The 21574-nt window shown below is 69.2% G+C and carries 9 protein-coding genes and 1 tRNA gene; 2 read left to right on the top strand and 8 right to left on the bottom strand.

Annotated features, from left to right (window positions below):
- Window positions 1-232 precede the first annotated feature (232 nt).
- The 5 genes from AC1DG4_RS09335 to AC1DG4_RS09315 all read right to left on the bottom strand — a co-directional run bounded on the left by AC1DG4_RS09335 (window position 233) and on the right by AC1DG4_RS09315 (window position 11524).
- Window positions 233-6388, bottom strand: a complete 6156-nt coding sequence (locus tag AC1DG4_RS09335; protein ID WP_477421193.1) for an RHS repeat-associated core domain-containing protein — start codon at window positions 6386-6388, stop codon at window positions 233-235.
- A complete protein-coding gene (locus AC1DG4_RS09330; protein ID WP_477377160.1) occupies window positions 6370-6954 on the bottom strand; it encodes a hypothetical protein in 585 nt (194 codons plus the stop codon). The genes AC1DG4_RS09335 and AC1DG4_RS09330 overlap by 19 nt, the downstream gene beginning before the upstream one ends.
- A 333-nt stretch (window positions 6955-7287) precedes the next feature.
- Window positions 7288-7361, bottom strand: a tRNA-Met gene (locus tag AC1DG4_RS09325).
- Between the two features lie 48 nt (window positions 7362-7409).
- A complete protein-coding gene (locus tag AC1DG4_RS09320; RefSeq protein WP_477421192.1) occupies window positions 7410-10325 on the bottom strand; it encodes a UPF0182 family membrane protein in 2916 nt (971 codons plus the stop codon).
- 77 nt (window positions 10326-10402) lie between these two features.
- On the bottom strand, window positions 10403-11524 hold the full coding sequence (locus AC1DG4_RS09315) for a YlbL family protein (RefSeq protein WP_477377366.1): 1122 nt from the start codon (window positions 11522-11524) through the stop codon (window positions 10403-10405).
- A 192-nt stretch (window positions 11525-11716) separates the two neighbouring features.
- Here AC1DG4_RS09315 and AC1DG4_RS09310 point away from each other — a divergent pair, with 192 nt between their 5' ends.
- Window positions 11717-13162 carry a zinc-dependent metalloprotease gene (locus AC1DG4_RS09310; protein ID WP_477377156.1) on the top strand — a complete coding sequence of 482 codons (1446 nt, stop codon included), beginning with the start codon at window positions 11717-11719 and terminating at the stop codon, window positions 13160-13162.
- 755 nt (window positions 13163-13917) lie between these two features.
- Here the strand turns inward: AC1DG4_RS09310 and AC1DG4_RS09305 are convergent.
- Both AC1DG4_RS09305 and nudC read right to left on the bottom strand, forming a co-directional pair.
- Window positions 13918-15648: an ATP-dependent helicase gene (locus AC1DG4_RS09305; RefSeq protein WP_477377154.1), complete on the bottom strand. Its 1731-nt coding sequence runs from the start codon at window positions 15646-15648 to the stop codon at window positions 13918-13920.
- Window positions 15645-16598 carry an NAD(+) diphosphatase gene (gene nudC, locus AC1DG4_RS09300; RefSeq protein ID WP_477377152.1) on the bottom strand — a complete coding sequence of 318 codons (954 nt, stop codon included), beginning with the start codon at window positions 16596-16598 and terminating at the stop codon, window positions 15645-15647. The genes AC1DG4_RS09305 and nudC overlap by 4 nt, the downstream gene beginning before the upstream one ends.
- A 68-nt stretch (window positions 16599-16666) precedes the next feature.
- Between nudC and AC1DG4_RS09295 the strand changes: the two genes are divergently transcribed.
- Window positions 16667-18103 carry a phosphotransferase gene (locus tag AC1DG4_RS09295; protein ID WP_477377150.1) on the top strand — a complete coding sequence of 479 codons (1437 nt, stop codon included), beginning with the start codon at window positions 16667-16669 and terminating at the stop codon, window positions 18101-18103.
- On the opposite strand, the gene AC1DG4_RS09290 is transcribed toward AC1DG4_RS09295, so the two are convergent.
- Window positions 18049-21570 (bottom strand): ATP-dependent DNA helicase, encoded by a 3522-nt coding sequence (locus AC1DG4_RS09290; RefSeq protein ID WP_477421205.1) that lies wholly within the window; start codon window positions 21568-21570, stop codon window positions 18049-18051. The two genes, AC1DG4_RS09295 and AC1DG4_RS09290, sit on opposite strands and share 55 nt — an antisense overlap.
- Window positions 21571-21574: the final 4 nt, after the last annotated feature.

Here is a 21574-nt window from a genome sequence, read left to right as displayed (position 1 = left end):
GAATCCCACCGACACCAATGAACATTAATGCACCCCCCCAGAGCCCGATCCAAACCGGACTAGACCGTCTTGCCGCAGCACGACCCACGCTGCCGCCCAATGCACGGTTCGTATCGGCAATCACTCGATATATTCTCTTGCGATTGAGGATGACAATCGGTCCGCACATAAGTGCAATAGTGCCAATGATTATTGCGACATAGTTTTCAGCTGTCATTGTGATTCTCCGAGCTTATCCAAAGCGATAGTTGATCATGACGCTACAACCAGCGCCGGCGCCGCCGCTCCAACCGCCGCCTGCAAATCGTTGACCGTTAAACCCTAGCCCCGCTTCGCCGTAAACACCGATCGGCCCAAACTCCCCGGAGCATACTCCCTTGATCGCACCGCCATCTGGCGCATTGCCACCACCAATCGATATCGCCGCATCCGCCTTAGCACCTACGCCGATTCCGATCGTGAAGCCGCCACCCAGCCCAATCTCAAAACAAATGAACAAGCAACCGGAGAGTGAGATGCCGAAATGCTCCCAGACCCAGGCGATTGCGCCTCCGATTTCTTCGTACGACGGTCCCGCGTAGCGGTCGTAGATATCGTTGGAGACGCACTGCCCGTCAGTGTACTGAGTGTCCCATTTTCTCGTCCCTGGCGGGCAACCATAGTTGTCGTTGTTGCCGCGGGGGTTGGCTGCATCTGTCGCGGGCGTTGCTCCGCCCTCCCCTGCATCGGAGTAGTCGACGGGTTCGACGTGCGGTTCCGTGGCATACGGTGCGGGCGCTGTGGCGGGCGCGGTGTATTGCGGTTGGTCGTGACACCCGTTGTTGTACTCGTACGCACATGGCTTGTTGCCTAGGAAGTCAATCAGCGTGGTCGGATCATTGAGTACGTAGGCGTACTGGTTCAGCGTTCCCGGTTGCCACGGGTCCCCTACCCACGGGTCTGCCTGCGTCCAGGACGCAAGTCCGGGCTGGTAGTCGCGGGCGTGGTAGTGCTGGAGCCCCGCGACCGGGTTCGCTTGCTCCCCGGTGTACCCGATCGGAGTGCGAGTGGTCGCGACTGGCAGGTGCACCGCGGAGAGCTTGTCCTCCTGCCCGGGCGCGGCTTCGGTCCCCGCTCCGGCGTACAGGGTGCCGGCGGCGGGCTCGAGGACACCGAAGTCCGTGTACGCGGACGCGCTCGTCGTGACGCCATCCGCGCCGGCCGTCGCACGCACCGTACCCTGCCGGTCCAGATACAACCACGAGTTCGTCGTGCCCGACCCTGTGGTCGTGACCTGGTGGTCAGGTCCCTGGGGCCCGTAGACGAGGTTCGTGGAAAGGTCGCTGGTCGTCCAGGAGACGGGGGTGAGCCCGTCGTGGAACACCCGAGCGGTCTTCCCACCGAACATGGTGAGGTCGCCGACGCCGGGGCAGCCCGGAGTGGTGCCGCCGATGCCGCACCCGGTGTTGTGCGGGCCGGCACCGTTGCCATTCTTCTTGTTCTTCTTGTCGTCGGCGAGCCCCGTCGGCTGCGTCTGGGTCGCAGTCCGGCCCAGACCGTCGTACGTGTACGCCGTGTTCTGCCCGTCGTCTCGCGTCTGGGTGAGCAGTCGGCCGGTGTAGTCGAAGGTGTTCTTCGCGGTCACCGCGGCGGTMTCGGTGTGTCCGGAGTTCCCGTTCACCTGCCGTGTCGACTCGGTCTTCTGGACCGTGATGTTTCCTGCCCGGTCGAACGTGTTCTTCACGACTGTCCCTGCGGGACCATCCAACGAGAGCCCCGCAGATGGGTCCGTCTTGCGCTCCGTGAGCTGATTCGCCGGGTTGAACGTCGCGGAGAACTTCACCAGCTGTCCCGTGAGCCGGTCGGTGTCCGTCCCGCCGATCTGGTTGCCGTTCGCGTCGTACGAGTACGTCGCCTTGGCCCCATCGGTGCGCGTGGAACCGACCAGGCGTCCGAGCGGATCGTACGCATAGTCGGTGGTGAGGTTCTTCGTCGCCGATTCCTGCACCTGCTGGGTCGTGTTTCCTTCTCCGTCGTACGTGTACGCGAGGTGCAGCGGAAGGCCATCCGCCGCGGTGAGCGCGGCCACCGGGCAACCGGGTGTCACACCGCCGTTGCCGCAGCCCGGTCCGTCTGTGGCGTCGGAGGGCGTCGACGGGGTCGGGGTCGGCGTCGGGCTCGTCGATGGAGTCGGGGTGGGTGTCGGTGATGCTCCGGGGCAGCCCGGGGTGGTTCCGCCGTTGCCGCACCCGTTGCCCTTGCCGTTCCCCTTGGCGCTCGACGTGGATGTCGGCGAGGGGCTCGGCACGGGCACCGCAGCCGCCGGAGTCGACGGTGCGAGCGTCGGTGCGACCGGAGTGGATGCGACATCTGCGCCCGGGGTCACCGTGGTGTTCGGAGACGGATCTGCCGGAACCGGTGCGGTGACGGCCGCCGCCGACCTGGCATCGGGGTTGGTAGCCGTCGACCCGGTATGCAGGATGTCTGTGATGCGGCCGACCGGATCGTATCCGTAGGTGCTGACGGTGCCGTTCGAGCGGTTCGCGTCCGTCAGCAGACCCGACGCGTTGTACGCGTACGTGGTCGTTCCCGTCGCATCCGTGAGGCTGGTCACGTGTGCCGCGCCGTCCAGCGCGTAAGTGACAGTGCTGCCGTCGGGATAGGTCAGGCCCGTACGGGCACCACCGGCATCGTACGAGTAGCCCACCGACTTCGCGTCCGCGGTGCCGGCCTTGGTGGTCTCCTTCGCGGTGAGCCCGTCGGGCGTGTACTCCCACGTCGTCTTCCCTGTGGGGTCGACCATCTGGGTCAGTTGCCCGGCCTTGTCGTACGAGTACGACGCGGGATCCGCGCCCTGCGGGGCCACCTTCGTGATGCGGCCATCGGCGTCACGCGTGTACGTGGTCTTCTTGCCGTTCCCATCCGTGACAGTGCTGGTCTGGCTGACCGCGTCGTACGTGTACTTCGTGGTGTCGCCGACCTGGTTGGTGCTCTTCGTCAGCGCCCCGAGCGGGTCGTACTCGTATCCGGTCTTGCCGCCCACAGGATCCGTCACCTGGGTGAGACGGTTCGCCGGGTCGTACGCGTACGTGGTGGTGGCATTCGTGTCGACCGTCGCGTCCGCGCCTGCCTTGACGTTCTCCACGACCTGGGTCAGGTTCGCGTTCTTGTCATGCCCGTAGCCGGTGACGACACCGAGAGGGTTGGTCTCCTGCGCGAGCACTCCTGCCGCGGTGTATGTGTACTGGGTCGTGTCCCCGTTCTGGTCCGTCCGCGCCTTCACCTGGTTGGTAGGCGTGTACCCGAGGGTGATCGTCCCGCCGCGCGGGTCGGTGATGCCGGTGATGTTCCCCACCGGGTCGTACGCATAGTTGGTGACCGCGCCGTCCCCATCCGTCACCGACGTCAACTGACCTGCCGGGTCGTAGCCGAACTGCTGTGCACGACCCGCACCGTCCGTGGTCTTCGTGACCCGGCTCGCCGCGTCATACTCGTACGCGGTCACCCCTCCACCGGGGCTCGTAACCGAAACCGCGCGGTTGAGCTTGTCGTAGGCCGTGGACGTGGTCCGCCCGTTCGGGTCCGTGCTGCCGGTCGCGTTACCCGCCTTGTCATACACGTAGGTGGTCTCCGCGCCTGTGGCGTCCGTGACCTTCGTCACGCGTCCCGCCGCGTCGTACGAATACGCGGTCGCTTCGCCGTTCGCGTTCGTCACCTTCGAGACGCGGCCGGCCTTGTCGTACCCGTAGGTCGTCTTGCCGCCCTTCGCGTCCGTGACCGTGGTGGGCCGGTTCATCGCGTCATACGCATATGCCGTGACCGCACCGACCGGGTCAGTCACCTTCGTCAGGTTCTGGTTGGCGTCGTACTCCTTCGACGTGACGCCGCCGTTCGGGTCCGTGACCTTCGTCACGAGACCTTCGCCGTTGTACTCGTACCTCGTCACGCCGCCATCGGCGTTCGTGACCGAAGTGCGCCGGTACTCGCTGTCGTATCCGTACGTCGTCACGCCGCCGGCCGGATCCGTGACGGAGCTCACCTGCAGGCCATTGTTGTACGCGTAGGTCGTGACGCCTCCATTCGCGTCCGTGACGCTCTCGACCTTGTTCGTCGCGTTGTACGAATACGTCGTCGTGACGCCGTCGGCGTTCGTCCGCGAGGTGAGGTTGCCGACCGCGTCGTAGGCGAGCGCCGTGACCGCGCCGGTCGGATCGGTAGCGGAGACGAGGCGACCTGCCGCATCGTACGCGAGCACCGTCGCTCCCCCCGCAGCATCGGTGATGCCGGTCAGGTTCCCGTGCCCGTCGTACGAGTATGAGGTGACGTTGCCGTTCGGATCCGTCCGACTCGTGAGATTTCCTGCGTCGTCGAATGTCGATGCCCACACTGCGTCATCCGGCCCGGCGACTCCGGTGACGCGTCCCTTCGCGTCGACCGTGTACGTCGTCACCGCGCCATCAGCCGCGGTGGTCTTCGCCACATCACCGGTCGCCGTGTACGCGACCTTCGTGCTCGTACCGTCCGGGTTCGACACCTGCACCGGACGACCCTGCGAGTCGTAGGAATACGAGGTCGTCTTGCCGTTGCCGTCGGTCTTCGACGACGTGTCCCAGTTCGAATACCCGGTGCTGATCGTGTTGTTCAAGGGCGTGACGACCTTGGTCACGCGGCCCTGGTCATCACGGGTGAACGTGGTCTTCGCTCCGGTGGTGTCGGTGTAGACCGTGTCGTTGCCGTTGTACGCGAGCGTCGAGGTCGAGCCATCGCCGTTGACCTGCTTCACTACACGGCCGGCATCGTCATACGTGTTCGTGACGAACGTGACGCCGTCGGGGGCGGTGACGGTCTTCATCCGCTTCTTGTCGTCGTACCCATAGAGGGTGACATGGTTCAGCGGATCACTGATGCTGACAAGCTCATCACCGGAGTACGAGAACACCCACACGGCGCCGTCCGGACGGGCGACCGTCTGGATGCGTCCATCCGCGTTGGCGGAGAAACCGATGACCTGGCCGCCCGGCTCCGTCACGCTCGTGAGCGGCCCGTTGACCGTGAGCGTGACCGGCTGCACGATCGGACCACCCGAGGTTCCGTCCGGGGCGACCGGCCACTGCGTCTTCGGCACCGGCGACGTCCACGTCGACTGCGCATACGCGTACGTCCAGACATGGCCCTGCCGGTCCGTGCGCGACTGAAGGTCGCCCTTGCCGGTTACCGGGTTCACGGCGAACACCATCGTCGACGTGTCCGGCTCGGTCACCGTGATGTGCTTCGCCGTCTGACCGCTCGCGAGGGTCGTGTCGCCTGGCGCGCCGAGATCGCTCGTCAGCTTCGTGTAGACGCCGGCATAGACGGGCTTGTACGTGCCGTCTCCATTGCGGGTGAACGGAACCGTATGCCCGTCCGGATACGTCACCAGCACAGATCCATCCGAGTACGTCTGCGCCGTGCCGGTGATCTGCGATGACCAGCCCCGGCCGAACGCCCCCACCCGAGAATCCATCGAGTTGTAGGTGAGCTCCACCGGCGTCTTCGACCCGCCCGGGCCCGACACCGTGAACACATCCGCCTTCTGCAGGAAGTTGCCCGTGCCGAAGTTGACCGGGTCGGATCCGTACCGTGCCCAGTTCGCGAACCCGAGCGCGAACAGGTTGGCAAGCTCCGCTGCCGACGGCACCGTCGGGAACGCCGACTGACCTGCGCTCGCGTCACCACAGGTGATGCCCTGATCGATCAGCTGCCGGCCGATCGCCGTGACGATCGCATCGATCTCGAACCCGTACTTCGTTCCTTGATACGTGCCGTCGATGGCTGGCCAGTCGAAGTTGTGGTCCATGAAGCCGAAGAACGTCTGCGCATACGTGCCCGGCAGATTCCGGAACTCCGCGTAGGGGCGCTCCTGACCGTTCGTCGATCCGAGATTCACGCCCGCCGACGGACGTCCCGTGAACCGGGTCCATTCGTCCGAGGTCTTCTGCGCGAACGCGACGTTGTTCGAGTACATGGTGGCGTACGCCATCGCACCGCCGTCAGACGCCGTGCCCCACGGGGTGCCGGTCAGGTTGTTCAGCGAGATCGTCAGCGACACATCCGCGTCCGCCATCATCGCCGCGCGATCCGCCTCCGGCACGTTCGGTGTGGATGCGTCCCGCGTGATCAGCACGCTCGTGTCGCACAACCCCTCGAGCTGCGTCTTCACATCCTTCGCGATCTGCGACGTGATCGGCAGCTCGCTGTAGGCCACCCCGTCCCAGACGGCGTGCGAGTAGTCGTTGTCCGGGTCCAGCACCACCTTCGCCGTCGGCGTCTTCGTCGCAGCGACCGCCGGAGCCGCCGACAACGTCGACGCCGCCACCGCAGCGATCGCGACCGCCGCCAACCACCGCCGGCTCACTTCGACACCGCCCATGCCAGCACGTACCCGTTCACGTGACCGGAACTCCCCTTGGACGCCACCAGCGCGTACCCGACGTTTCGTGCCGCGTCGGAGACCAGCGGCGACTCGCCCTTCGGTGTCGCTGACAGAGCCGCCGCCGCCTGGGACAACCCCGTGCTGTCGAACCCGAGGATGTAGCCGAACTGCACCTTCCCGCCGCACTCGGTGGTGGGCACCTCGGGGCTCGCGCCCGTGCCGCCCATCTTGGCCGCGGCCGCCGCGTAGGCCTGAGCCGTCTCGTCGAGACACGTCGAACGCGTCAGCCCCTTCGCCTCGACGCTCGACCGAGCACCCGACCACACCTCCTCGACGGTGGCCGCGGGCTTCGCGTCGCCCGCGCGGACGGCATCCGCGGCAACGGCGCGCGGCGACGCTGACGGCAGCGCCTGCAACGGCTCACCTCGTCCGGTCGCCGGATGCATCGAGGTGGACAACGTCACCCCGAGCACCACCGTGGCGGCCACGACGGCCGCTCCCCCGCGCGCCAGCCAGAGCACACGGCGATTGCTGGTCTTCTTGCTGGCCGCGTCTTCGCGCACCGATCCCCCCACGAGATCCCCCAATACTCGTCGATTCCCACCGGACTCATCATCGAGACACAGCGAGAGCACAGAGACTACCTGCAGTTGGACCGTGGGCAGAAACACCGTGGAGAAGAATGCTGATATGCCGAAATGGCAGAGTCACGCAGGCTTGTCGACGAGGATCCGAAACAGATGCGCCCGTCGGAATCGGCACGGCGTGTCGAGCACAGGCGATCAACCGCAGAGAAGGTCGGACCCGGCGCGCATCTGTCTGAATCGAGACAGGAAAGCAGAAAAGGCGAAAGGCCCCTGACTTTGGATTTCTCCAGGTCAGGGGCCTTTCTCTTGTTGCGGGGACAGGATTTGAACCTGCGACCTCCGGGTTATGAGCCCGGCGAGCTACCGAACTGCTCCACCCCGCGGCACAAGAGATAGCCTAACACGGGATCTTGCAGTGCGCGAATCGAGCGCTACTTGGTGGTGCTGCTGCCGCTCCCCTCGAGCGCCAGCAACCGGTTCACGGCGTCGGTGAGCTTCTGGTCCTGTGCAGCGAACTCCGTCAGGTTCCCGGCCTTCAGTGCGGCATCGCGGGCGAGCATGGCCGCCTTCGCGTCTGCCAGAGCCGCCTGGAACGCCGCGTCGCCCGTGGGCGGCGTGGTCCCGGTCCCCGTCCCGGTACCGGGGGTCGGCGTCGGGGTGGGCGTGATGTTGTTGTCACCGCCGGTGGCGCCGGAGTCGCCGCCGAACAGCTGATCCAGCGCCTGGGTGAGCGTGTCGGCGAAGGCGATCTTGTCACCGAAGGCGACGAGGATCTTCTGCAGACGCGGCACCTGGGTGCCGCCCGACGACTGCACGAACACGGGCTGCACGTAGAGGAATCCACCGCCGACGGGCAGCGTCAGGAGGTTTCCGTGGGTCACCTTCGACTGGCCCTGCTTGAGCAGGTTGAGCTGCTGGCCGACGGTCGGATCCGAGTCGAACGAGTTCTGCACCTGGCCCGGGCCCGGCACCGTGGTGTCGGCATCGATCTCCAGCATCCGCAACTTGCCGTACGAGTCGGACTTCTTCCCCGCGGTGGAGCCGGCATCGGCGTCGACGGAGAGGTAGCCCATCAGCACGTTCCTGCTGTTCGACCCCTGCGAGGCCGGGATGAAGGTCGTGTACATGGAGAACTGGGACTGCTCCTGCCCCGGCACCTTCATGGTCAGGTAGTACGGCGGCTGCAGCTCGGGGTTGGCCGAGTCGCTCTGCGGGTCGTTCGGGGTCTCCCAGAGGTTGTCCTGCCGGGCGAACGAGGCCGCGTCGGTGACGTGGTACGTGCCGAGCATCGCGCGCTGCACCTTGAACAGGTCGGTCGGATAGCGCACGTGGCTCATGAGCTGCGCCGACATGTCGCTGATCGGCTTGAGCGTCGACGGATAGATCTTCTGCCAGGTCTTCAGCACAGGGTCGGCCGGATCCCACGCGTACAGCGTGACCTTGCCGTCGTAGGCGTCGACCGTGGCCTTGACCGAGTTGCGGATGTAGTTGATGTCATCCGTCACGAAGCCGGGCTGCGTGTTCACGGAGTCGCTGATCGCCTTGGGCAGGTTGGCCGTGGTCGAGTACGGGTAGCTCGAGCTCGTGGTGTAGCCGTCCACGATCCACACGATCCGCCCGTCCACGATGCTCGGGTACGGGTCGCTGTCCAGCGTCAGGTACGGCGCCGCCTTCTGCACGCGGGTCGCGGGATCCCGGTCGTAGAGGATCTGCGAGTCGGCGTTGACGCTGTCCGAGAACAGGATCTGCTCGGACTGGAACTTCAGCGCGTAGAGCAGCTTCGTGAAGAAGTTGCCGACGCGCGGTCCGCCGTCGCCCGTGAAGGTCGTCTTGGTCTGGTTCTCGCTCGAGTCCTGTCCGCGCGGGTAGTCGATCTCGATCGGCGAGGTGCCCTTCGGCGCGCCCACGATCGRGTACGCCGGGGAGTTCTCGCCGAAGTAGACCCTCGGCTCGAACTTCTGGCCGTCGGTCAGCGCCCCAGAGGTGGGGATGCCGCGCTCCAGGAAGACCGGCTCCCCGTCATCGGTGCGCTTGTTGCCCGCTGCGGCGACCAGGCCGTAGCCGTGCGTGTAGACCAGCGTGCTGTTGTTCCAGGTGGGGCTGGGGATCCGGCCCGTGTCGATCTCGCGCACGGCGACCACAGCATCCTGGGTTTTGCCGTCGAGCGTGTAGCGGTCGACATCGAGCTTCGGCGGGAACTTGTAGTAGCTGCGGTACTGCTCGAGCTGCTGGAACGTCGGGCCGATCACGTTCGGATCCATGATCCGGATCGACGCGGTGGTGTCGGCGTCGCTGCGCAGCTGTCCGGTCTCGGCGGTGGTCTGCGCCTTGAACGGCGTGGTCGCCACCCCGTCGATGCCGTACGCCGCCTTCGTCGCCTTGAGGTTGCGCTCGTAGTACTGCGCCTGCAGCTGGTTCTGGTTCGGCTTCACCTGGAAGGTGGTCACCGCCCACGGATAGGCGATGCCGAGCACGAGGGCCGCGACGATGAGCAGAGCCGTCGCCGCCAGCGGGAAGCGCCAGTGCCCGATCACGGCCGTGACGAAGAACAGCACCGCCACGAGCGCGGCGATGATCGCGAGGATCGACAGGCCGGGGATCACGGCATTCACGCCCGTGAAGGCCGCACCCGTGATCTTGTCCTCGGTGGTGGTGAGGGTCTTGTAGCGATCCACCCACAGGCTCACGGCCTGCGTGAGCAGGTAGACGCCTGCGATCACGGCCAGCTGCACCCGCGCCGCCTTGGAGATGCGCAGCTCGCCCTGGCCGATCCGCACCGAGCCGTACAGATAGAGCACGAGCGCCGACACGAGCAGGCACAGGATCAGCACCGCGGAGATGAAGCCGAGGAGCGCCTCGTAGAAGGGCAGGTCGAACATGTAGAAGCCGGTGTCCAGGTGGAACTGCGGGTCCGTCTGGCCTGTCGCCGTACCGTTGGCCCACTGCCATACGGTCTCCCACTGGCCCGCGGCGGTGAAGCCCGAGAACAGGCCGAAGAAGACGGGCATCCCCCACATCGCCAGGCGGCGCAGCGGCTCCACGACCTCCTGATACCTGTCCAGCTGGGAACTCAGCCGCACGTAGACGGGCCGCATCCGGTAGGCGAGCTGGATGGCGATGAACATCGGGACCGCCATGCCGAGGAAGCCGATGACGAACATCGTGGCCGTGGCGATCCAGCGGGTGGTGAGCACCTGCGCGAAGTTCAGCTGGTCGTACCAGAGGAAATCGGTGTACATCGAGGCGAACACGAAGAACGCGGCGATGAGCACGGCGAGGATCACCACCGTCGCGAGGACGATGCGTCGGGCAGTACGGGGCGCGGCCGGTGCAGGTGAGGTGGTCACCGTCCCATCCTAGGTCGGCCCCTTCGCGGGAGCCTGAGCCGCGCAGTTCCCGGCTTCGCCCGTCGCGAACGCGCTCGCTACTTCTTCACGTCCGCCGCGGTGCAGGTGGGCAGCGCCGCGACGTCTCCCCCATCGGCGATGACCTTCAGCGCGTCCAGCGACTGCTTCAGGGTGTCGGTGCGCACCACCGTGAGCCCGGACGGGACGTGCCCGTAGACCTCATCGCAGTTGGATCCGGGGGCGAGGAAGTAGTCCGCGCCCGCCGCGCGTGCGCCGTAGAGCTTCTGTCGGATGCCGCCGATCGGGCCGACCGTGCCATCGCCCGTGATGGTGCCGGTGCCGGCGACCTGCTTGCCGCCGTTGAGCGCACCGGGCGTGAGCGTGTCGATGATCCCGAGCGCGAACATCATGCCGGCGCTCGGACCCCCGACGTTGTCCAGCTGCAGCTTCACGTCGATCGGGAAGTGGTACTTCTGCTGCAGGGTGATGCCGAGCAGCCACCGGCTGGTCCCGCTCTCGGTCTGCTCCTTCGGGGTGACCGAGACCTCCTGCTGCGCGCCGTCGCGCTCGATCGTGAGCGTGACCGGCGATCCGGCCGACTGCTGGATCTCGGCCCGCATCGCGTCCGTGTCCGCCGGGTTCGTCCCGTTCACCGCGATCACGGTGTCGCCGTCCTTGAGGATCCCGTGTGCGGCGCCGTCACCGGTCACCGACGCCACCTGGATCGTGACCGGCACGTCGTGGCCGAGCTCGCGCAGCGCCGCCGCGGTGGCCTCCTGCTGCGAGTCGACCATCATCAGCTGGTTGGTCTGGTCGCGCTGCGTCGAAGTGACGCCCTGCGGGAACACCGCATCCACCGGCACGACGGCCTTGGACGGGTCGAACCACGCCAGCACGAGCTGCATCCACGACGGCGGGTTCTCCCGGTTGCCCACGACCTGCACGGTCGTGAGATCCAGCGCGCCCTTGGTCGGATGCGTCTGGGCACCGCTGACCGAGATCAGCGGAACGCCCTTCCCCTTCGCGTCCTTGACCTCGCCGAGCGTGTTGAAGACCGGGCCCGGCTGCTCGATCACGTACGGCAGCGGAAGGAAGGTCAGCACCAGCAGAGCGACGAGTGACGCGATGAACGCGATCAGCCCGATCCTGGTCCGGCGGGATGCGCGCCGCGCGGCCCTGGTCGCGACCGCATCGGGCACTTCGTGCCCGGTCTGCTCGGGACTCTGTTCTGGACCGCTCGACGCGGGACTGATCGTCACAGGGCCTCCAGGCCGGGTATCGGATGCTCGTTCGCGAGCGGCGTACAGCGGAGCGGTCCGTTCCGGGCGCATCCTGTGGTGGTGCAACTAGCGTAGTCAGCACGGGCTATACACGTGCTGAGAGGGCTTCCGATGGCTGAGAACGACCCGAACTCCGAGGACTTCATGCAGTTCCTCCGTCGCATGCTCGGCGGATCCGCGGGGGACTTCGACCTGAGTGCCCTGCAGGGCATGGAGGGCCTGAACCTCGACCCCGCGATGATGCAGCAGATGATGCAGCAGATGCAGAACGCCATGAGCGGCGACCCCTGGGAGACGACGCTCCGCCAGGCGCTGCACATCGCCAACCGGGACGGCCTGGGCATCGACACGGGCTCCCGCTCCTCGATCGCGGACGCCTTCGCGCTCGCGGATCTGTGGGTGGGCGAGGCGACGACGATCTCCGAGCTCGGCTCGGCACCGCGGGCGCTCACGCGCGGTGAGTGGGTCGAGCAGACGCTTCCGATCTGGAAGGAGATCGCCGCTCCGGTCTCCACGAGCATCGCCGACGCGCTGATGAGCGCCCTCGAGGGGCAGACCCCCGAGGACATGCAGGACATGGTACAGGGCGCGGGGCGCCTCATGCGCGGGATCGGCAGTTCGGTGTTCGCCATGCAGTTCGGGCAGGTGCTGGGCAACCTCTCGCTCGAAGTCGTCTCCGGCGGCGACGTCGGGATCCCCGTGCTCCCGGCCGGCACTGCCGCCGTCATCCCGCAGAACCTCGCCGCGTTCGGCGAAGGACTGGAGATCCCCGAGGACCAGATCGCGCTGTACCTGGCCGCCCGCGAGATCGCGTACGGGCGGTTGTACCGGCACGCGCGCTGGCTGCACCTGCACGTGATGACCCAGATCACCGAGTTCGCGAAGGGCGTGACGGTCGACGTCGACAAGCTCGAGGACGTCGCAGGCCGGCTGGATCCGTCCAACCCCGAGGAGCTCCGCGAGGCGATCGAGGGCGGCGCGCTGCTGCCCGAGCTCTCGGATGTGCAGCGCGAAGCCCTGGAGCGGCTGGAGAACCTCATTGCGACGATCGACGGATGGGTCGACGTGGTCACCACGCAGGCCACCTCACGGCTGCCGGAGAGCGTGCGGATCGCCGAGGCGGCGCGCCGCCGCCGCGCCGCGGGCGGACCGGCCGAGGACGCTCTGGGCGCCCTGGTCGGGCTGAAGATCCGTCCGCGCCGGCTGCGCGAGGCCGCCGCGATGTGGCGGGCCGTCACCGACGCGGTGGGAGTGGAAGCCCGCGATGCGCTGTGGGACTACCCGGATCTGATGCCGGACGCCTCGGACATCGACGACCCGGCCGCGCTCGTGGCGCGGCTGCAGGCGCGTGCCCGCGGCGAGCAGCCCGCGCCGGACGAGATGGACGAGGCGCTCGAGCGGCTGCTCAGCGGCGAGGACTTCGGCGGTCCGACGGACGCGGATGGCCCCGCCGAGGACGGTCCCGTCGAGGGCGGTCCCACCGGGGACGGTCCCGACGGCGCCGGCACGGGCGAGGCGGGCGGATCCGGCGACGGGTCCGGCGAGAAGCCGGTCTGACCGAGTTCTCCACCGATTCCGCATTCGGCTCCCGAGCGGAGCGCGGATCCGGTCATGATCGTGCATGCCCACGATCCGACTCGACCCCGCGCACCCCGTGCTGTGGCGCGACGCCGACACCGTGCAGCTCGGCGCCGACCCGGTCCTGACGCTGCCCATCCGGGCTCCCTGGGTCCCTCTCATGCTGCAGGAGCTCGCCCGAGGGATCCCCGCTCGCGCCTTCGAGGTCGTCGCGCACGGGATCGGCGCACCGCTGCCCGCCGCCCGGCGGCTGCGCGCTCAGCTCGCTCCCGTGCTCGTCGAGCTGGTCCCCCGGGAGACGGCCCGTCTGGTGCCGTCACCCGTCGTCGGCGCCCGCACACTGCTGCGCCTCGAGGAGGCTCTCGCCGATGCCGGCGTCGACGCGGTGGATGACGCCGACGCGGTCGCGGTGCTCGTGCGGCACGGCGCCGTTCCCGCGCGGGACGCCGCGGCGCTGCTGTCCGTGGACCGGGTGCACCTGCCCGTGGCCTTCGATGCGGGCGGATCGACGGTCGGCCCACTGGTGACGCCCGGGCGCACGCCGTGCCTGTCCTGCCGCGACTCCCACGATCGCGACCGCGATCCGGCGTGGGCAGCACTGCACGTGCAGCTGCTCGAGCGGGATCCGGGCCGCATCCCGCTCGGCGGGATCGCGGCTGCGGCGCAGGCGATCGCGGAGCTGCTCGCCGCGCGGCGCGAGGCGGTGCGGGACGGATCGGGCCGGATGATCCGGATCAGCCCTGACGGGCGGCGATCATCGCGGACGGCCGGATTTCACTCAGACTGCCTCTGCCGATCTCCGCAAGGAAGCGCGAGGGACGCCGTCCTGCGCGATGCACGTCTCTGGACCACGTCATCGTCAGCGTTGTCGCGGCCCGCGTGACGCCGACGTAGGCCAGGCGCCGCTCCTCGTCGATCTGCTCGAAGCTCGTCGCATACGAGATCGGCAACAGTCCCTCCGAGCAGCCGATGAGGTAGACGTGCGGCCATTCCAGACCCTTCGCGGCGTGCAGCGTCGACAGGGTCACGGTCCGCAGCACGGGCTCGTGCTGATCCTTGGCGCGCGCGAAGAGGTCGTCGGCGAAGGCGCGCATGGTGGTCCCGGCGGGCGCGTCCTCGGCGATACGCAGCACGGCGCGTCGGGCTTCCCAGGCGTCGCGGAGCGCGCCCCCGGCCTCCGGCGGATCGTCCGTGTAGCCGAGTCCGCGCAGCACATCGCGCACGGCGCCGAGGAAGGAGTGCTGCTGCGGGGCGACGGCGGATGCCCGCAGGGCCTGCACGGCCTGGCGCACCTCCGGGAGGTCGAAGAAGCGCTTGCCGCCCAGCACCGTGGCGGCGACCCCGGCCCCGGCGAGCGCCTGCAGCACGGCCGCCGACTGTGAATGAGCGCGGTAGAGCACCGCGATCTCCTCCGGCGGCACGCCGGCGGAGATGCGCGCGGCGATCCCCGCGGCGACGCCTCTGGCCTCCTCCGCGTCGTCGTCGAACGCCACCACGACCGCATCCGGCACGGCGGCGTCGGCGGGCGGCTCCGCGACTGCCGGAACCCCGGCGGGCACCAGCTCGAGCGCGCCGGGACGGCCCTTCATGAGCGCGTTCGCGACCCCCAGCACGCCGGCGGCCGAGCGGTAGTTGGTCTCGAGCCGTACGACGGTCGCATCCGCATGGCGGCGCTCGAAGTCGAGCAGGAAGTGCTGGTCGGCGCCGGCGAAGGAGTAGATGGTCTGCGAGGCATCGCCGACCACGCACAGGTCGCCGCGCTCGCCGAGCCACAGCTCGAGCAGGCGGTGCTGCAAGGGCGAGACGTCCTGGAACTCGTCGACGGTGAAGTGCCGGTACTGCTCGTGCACGGCGGCGGCGACCCTGGGTTCCGCCTCGAGCATCCCCGCGCATGCGAGCAGCACGTCCTCGAAGTCGAGCTGATGCCGGTCGTCCTTGAGGGTCTCGTAGGCGCCGGAGAGCTCTGCCACCTGCCCCGCGTCCAGACGCCCGATCGATCGCCCTCGCCCTGCCGCCTCCTCGATCGACATCATGGAGACCTTGCGCCACTCGATCGCCGAGGCCAGGTCTCGCAGCGTCGCCGTGTCGGGTCGCAGGCGCAGCATGTCCGCGGCCTGAGCGAGCAGCCGCACCTTGTTGTCCACGATCGCAGGGGCCGGGGACCCGGCCAGCTGCGGCCAGAAGAAGCCGAGCTGGGAGAGGGCGGCCGCGTGGAACGTGCGCGCCGCGACGCCCTGCACGCCGAGCGCGCGCAGCCGTCCGCGCAGCTCCCCCGCTGCCTTCGCGGTGAACGTCACGGCCATCACGCGCGACGGCGTATAGGCGCCGGTCTCGACGCCGTGCGCGATCCGGTGCGTGATCACTCGGGTCTTGCCGGTGCCGGCCCCGGCCAGCACCGCCACCGGTCCGCGCAGAACGGACGCGGCCTCCCGCTGGCGTTCGTCGAGGCCGTCGAGCGCGCTCACCGCCGATACCAGTCGACGATGAGGCGATGCGCGATGGACGCCTCCCCGGGGAGGCCCACGGGTCCGTTGCCGGCGAGAGCGGATCCGATCTCGGCGCGGGTGAGCCAGCGCACGTCGATGATCTCCTCGCCGTCGCCGTGCACCTCGTCCTCGTCCACAGCGGTGGCGTGGAAGCCGACCATGAGCGAGCGCGGGAACGGCCACGGTTGCGAGGAGAGGTACGCCAGGTCGCGCACGCGCACGCCGGCCTCCTCGATCAGCTCGCGGTGCACCGTGGTCTCCAGCGACTCCCCCGCCTCGACGAATCCCGCGAAGCAGGAGTAGAAGCGGCCCTTCCACTGCGCGTTCGCGCCGAGCAGCAGGCGCTCACCATCGGCGCTCTGCACGGCCACGATCACCGCGGGGTCCGTGCGCGGGAAGTGCTCGCGCCCGCACGATCCGCAATGCCGGGACCAGCCGCTCTGCCGCAGCTCGGCCGGGTTCCCGCAGGCAGGGCAGAAACCCGCGTCGCGCAGCCACCCGGCCAGGGCGATCGCGGCGACGACCAGCTCCCCATCGGACGCCTCGACCACGGGCAGCGCCTCGCGCAGGTCGCTCCAGCGCGGCGCCCAGGATCCGTCCGCATCGGTGTCGTCCTCGGGATCCTGCAGCGCGAGGAGCAGACCGGTGCCGTCGGGACGGCGTCCCAGGAGGGCCCACTCACGGGTGCGGGCGAGCACCGGGTCACCGGCGGGCAGGATGATCAGGCCGTCGCCCAGGGGCACACGGCGCTCGCGCACGACGAGCACGCCGGTGCGAGCGTCGGCACGGAGCCGGTCGATCGTCCGGGGATCGACGCGCCATTCCGCCGCCCGGTCGAGGACCGCACCCTCGGCGACCACCCCGTCGAGGACAGCGGCATCGAGGACGGTGGCATCGTGGGCGTTCGGTTCGGGGACGGTCTCCGGCACAGTCTCGACTCCCCTTCTCACAGGCGTGGCGGGCCCTGTGCGGACGAGGCTCGACCTACCCTGGTGACATGGCTCGCTCACCCTTCACTCTAGCCGCGGCGGTCACGGCGGCGGTGCCCGGAGCCGATGTCGTCGGCACCCGTGCCCTCTCGTCCGACGGCGACGGCCGTTTCGACTCCGCCGTGGCGACTCTGGCCGACGGCACGGAGGTCGCGATCCGAGCGTCGAACGACGACGAGACCGCCTCCGAACTCGCCAAGGAGAGCCTGGCCCTGCGTGCGCTCACGCCGGGCGCGCGCTCGATGCTGCGCTTCTCCGCCCCTGAGCACCTCGGCGACGGACGCGTCGGCGACACGCGAGCGCTGGTCACCACGCTCCTGCCCGGCTTCCAGATCGATGCCGCGGACGTGCCGTCCGGCCCCGGCGCCGCCGTCGCGATCGGCAAGGCGATCGCCGGCGTGCACGCGCTGCCGGTGTCCGTCGTGCGCAATGCCGGCCTCGCCGAGCGGACACCGACCGAGGCGCGCGACGACGTGCGCGTTCTCATCGATCGCGCCGCGTCCACCGGGCGTGTCTCGGCGCGTCTCACCGTCCGGTGGCGCGAGGCCGTCGATGCCGATGACCTGTGGCGCTTCGAATCCGCGGTCACCCTGGGCGGCGCGCATGCGGAGTCGTTCCTGTTCGCGGACGACGACGAGCGCGGCCCGAGGGTCACCGGCGTCGTGGGATGGCATGCCCTGTCGATCGGCGACCCCGCCATCGACCTCGCCTGGCTGACCATGGCCGCCGACGCCCGCTCCGACGTGCTGGACGCGTATGCATCGGCCACGCTGCGCGCACCCGACGCGGGTCTCTCCACGCGTGCACGCCTGCTCGCCGAGCTCGAGCTGGCGCGCTGGCTGCTGCATGGACACGACACGCACCGCGCCGACATCGTCGACGATGCCGCACAGCTGCTGGACGCCCTCGCCGACGGCATCCACGACGACCTGGCCCCGCGCGCGGGAGCGGGTGCGGGAGTGGACGAGGCGATGTCCGCCCTGGACCGTGTGCCGGCCACCGGCGCGACCGGGATCGATACCTCGATGCACACCGACACCTACGACGCGAGTGCGTTCGCCGGAATCTCCATGGACGACACCTCCGCCTTCGGGCCGCGAGGCGCCGCCCGCGCCGAGAAGGAGGCCGACGATGAGGCATCGGAGCAGGGCGATCAGGATCGTGCACCGGACGACGCCGCCCGGGCGGACCTGACGGCGACCGGCGCGATCGAGGACCTGGATCCGAACGCCACCGAGGATCTCGGGAACCTCCGCGAGTCCTTCTCCCTCACCGGCAGCGGCCCCCACGGGAGCCTCCCCGATGAGGACGACGATCGCTCGGCCCGCCCCGGCACGCTACTGCCGAGCGAGGGCGGCATCGCGGGCTCCGACTCCGATGTCGCCGAGGCTCAGCGCGCGGCGCGGGCCGCGTTCCAGCGCTGGACCAACGCCTCCTCCGAGTAGACGGTGTCACCCCGCAGCACGAGATCGTCCGCGACGTAGAACAGCGCCACGTCGATCTCGTCCAGTGGCACGCCGAACCGGCGGTGATAGGCGAGCCGGTACAGCGCGAGCTGCAGCATGCGCTCCTCGCGCTCCGCCGCCGTCGCCGGCGGCCTTCCGGTCTTCCAGTCCACGATCTCGATCCGCCCGCCCCGGTCCTCGCGCCGGTAGACGGCGTCGAGCTTGCAGATCACGATGCGCGCGGGCTCGCCCTCGCCGACGGGCAGGGCGAAGTCGATCTCGGTCTCCACGGCGATCGGCTGGAGGGGCGCCCATTCACTCCGCTCGAAGATCTCCCGCAGGCGCGCGAGATCCTCGGCATCCGCGCGGGCGATCTCGTCCCCCTCGCCGCCGACGACACGCGCGTCTCCCTCGGACGGCGCGGCGAGATCGTCGTCCAGGTCCCACAGCGCGTCGTCCAGGGAGGTGCCGACGCCGACCGATCCGGAGCGATGCTCGACCCAGGCGTGGAAGAGCGTGCCGAGCCGGGTCTGGCGGTAGGGGCGCTCCGGCATGGGCCGGGCGATGGTGCGGATCGTGCCGCCGTAGTCGGTGACGTAGTCCTTGAAGCGGGATGCGGGAACGCGCGTGGGCGCGTCGGCGATCGTGCCGCGCTGCCGTGCCGCCCGCTCGGCGAGCAGCCGTTCGAGTTCCTCGCTCGGCGCCGGCGTCTTCGGATCCGCCATCGCTCGGCGCACGTCCTCCGCCGCACCTGAGACCCGCTCCCGGCGTCCGCCGAGCGGATCCATCGGCCACACGCTCGTGCGGGCCGCGCCCTCGTAGGGGTTGTCCTCGGACTCCGGGCCGGGAAGCGGGTCGAGCCCGAGCTCCTCGATCGCCTCGAGCAGGAAGGGGCTGGGCTTGCGCATGTTCTTCTGCCCCGACCAGTGCGAGCCGGTCAGCAGCAGGTCGGTGCGCGCCCGGGTGACCGCGACGTAAGCGAGCCGACGCTCCTCGGCGCGCTGGTAGTCGCGGTAGTCGTCCTTGAACCGGCGGAGCGCGCCGCCATGAGGGTATGCCTTGGTGACGCCTGCGGCGAGCGAGTCGAGCGCCGCCTTCTCGCGCTTGCGGGGATCGTCGCCGACGGCATCCCTGGCGGATTGCGGATCCCACGCGAAGTGCGGCAGCGCATCGCTGTCGCCGCGCAATGCGAACGGCACCACGCCGAAGCCGAACCAGCCCTGCGCGTCGGAGATCCGCCCTGGCAGCTCGTCCTCGACGAGTCGCACCACGGCGACCGCGTCCCACTCGAGCCCCTTGGAGCCGTGGATGGTGAGCAGCTGCACCACGCCGGGCTCCGGCGGCTCGGTGCGGGGCATGAGTTCATCCGTCATCTCGGCCTTGYCCAGCCACGCGAGCAGGCTCGAGATCGTGCCGCGGTCGTCAGCGACGAGGAACGCGCGCACCTCGTCGCCGAAGGCGCGCAGCTGGGTCGCCGCGACCCTGGCCGGTCCTCGCGTCTCGTTCACGGCGAGCTCGATGTCCAGCCGCAGCTCCGACTCGATCGCGCGGATGAGCTCGAGGATCGGCTGACCGGCCGCCCGGCGCAGTCGCTCCAGCATCTCCCCCGCCGCCCGCAGCCTCGCGCGCCCGGTGGGGCTGATCCGTTCCAGCAGCCGGTACTCGTCGCGGGCGGAGCGCACGAAGTCGACGGCGTCGACGATCGAGACCGCCTCGTCGGCTCCGCGCGAGGAGCGCAGGCGTTGCTTGAGCTCGTCGGTCAGCGGTGCGAGCGATCCGTCCCGCACGGCGAGCTCGCGTGCCAGGTCGTAGAGCGCCGCCATGTCGGCGACGCCGATCGCGAAGCGTGGTCCGACGAGGAGCCGGATCAGTGCGGATCCGGCAGTCGGATCGTGGATCACCCGCAGTGCCGAAACCACGTCGACCACCTCGGGCGTCGCGAGCAGTCCGCCGAGGCCCAGGATCCGGTGCGGGATGCCCTGCGCGGCGAGGGCTCCCGCGAACGTCTGCATATGCCGCTTGGAGCGGAACAGGATCGCCCCGGTGTGCGGCCGCCCGGCCTCGGCCTCGTCGTGCGCGGCGCGACGCTGGGCGAACCACGTCGCGACCGCCGCGGCCTCGTCGTCCGCGGTCTCGCCGTACTGCACCTGCACGCGGCCCGCGCCGGATCCGGGCCGCGGCTCGAGAGCCGGCACGTCGAGCCCCGGGCGTTGTAGCGGGAGCAGCAGGCGGTTGGCGACGTCGAGGATCCGCTCGTCGTTGCGCCAGCTGGTCATCAGGCTGTACGTCGCCGCGGGCCGCTCCTCGGCGAAGGTGTGCCCGAACGCGTACAGATTGTCCGCGCTCGCGCCGCGCCACCCGTAGATGGACTGGTGCGGGTCCCCCACCGCCATCACGGCGCCGTCGCGGAACAGTGCAGCGAGGAACCGGGTCTGGATCACCGAGGTGTCCTGGTACTCGTCCAGAAGCACGACCCGGTGCTGCGCACGCAACTCCGCGCGGACGTCGGGCGACGCCTGCACGATGTCGAATGCGCCGCCGACCTGGTCGGCGAAGTCGAGCACGCCGCGTCGTCCCTTCTCGGCGATGTACTCGCGCACCAGATCGGCGAGGATCGGCATCGTGCGGAGGTTGTCCACGGCCTTGGCGACGTCGGCATTGCTGCGATAGGGCTCGAAGTCGGAGGCCTGCTCGACCGCGATGCGGACCATCGCATCCAGGTCGACCCGATGATCGAGCACGTCGCCCGCGAGACGCTGGACGGCATCGATTACGCCGTTCAGCGATCGGTCCACCTCGTCGAGCCCTGGAAGGTCCGCGCGCAGCACGACGGCGCGGGCGATGAGCCACGACGCCGACTGGCTGAGCATCGCCGAGTCGGGATCGCGGCCGATGTGCGCCGCGTGCTCGCGCACGATGCCGTCCGCGAACGCGTTGTACGTCGATACGCGCGGCCGGATGATGAGGTCCGAAGCGTCCCGGGGCGCCGCCGGATCCCACCCGGTGTCGAACCGCACGGCGAGATCGTCCAGCACCTCGCGCCGCACGGCCGCGCGCTGTGCAGGACCGGTCGCCGCGGCGACCCGCTCGAGCGCGCCGGTGCGGACGATCTCCGCAAGATGCGGCAGCAGGCCGCGGCGGCCGTACTCGTCGATGAGATCGAGGCGCAGCGCGATCCGCTCGGCGAGCTCGCCGGCGGCCTTGCGGGTGAAGGTGAGACCGAGGATCTCGTCGCGCTGGACGTAGCCGTTCGCGACGAGCCAGACCACGCGGCCCGACATGGTCTCGGTCTTGCCGCTGCCGGCGCCGGCGACGACGAGCGCCGGGGTGGGAGGCGCCTCGATCACGCGCTGCTGCGCCAGGGTCGGCGTGGGCAGCCCGAGGGCCGCGGAGATGTCGGTCGCGGCGATGCCGTGGCCGCCTTCCCAGGCGCCGGTCCCGCCGTCGGCGACCACGGAGGCGTCCATGATG

This window comes from Microbacterium sp. 05N427 (genome assembly GCF_056397105.1).
This window is presented reverse-complemented; position numbering and strand designations above follow the sequence as displayed.

Bases quoted from the DNA above. Each gene is read 5' to 3' on its own strand.
- AC1DG4_RS09310 (WP_477377156.1), top strand. From the start codon at position 11,717: ATGGCTGAGAACGACCCGAACTCCGAGGACTTCATGCAGTTCCTCCGT.
- AC1DG4_RS09295 (WP_477377150.1), top strand. From the start codon at position 16,667: ATGGCTCGCTCACCCTTCACTCTAGCCGCGGCGGTCACGGCGGCGGTG.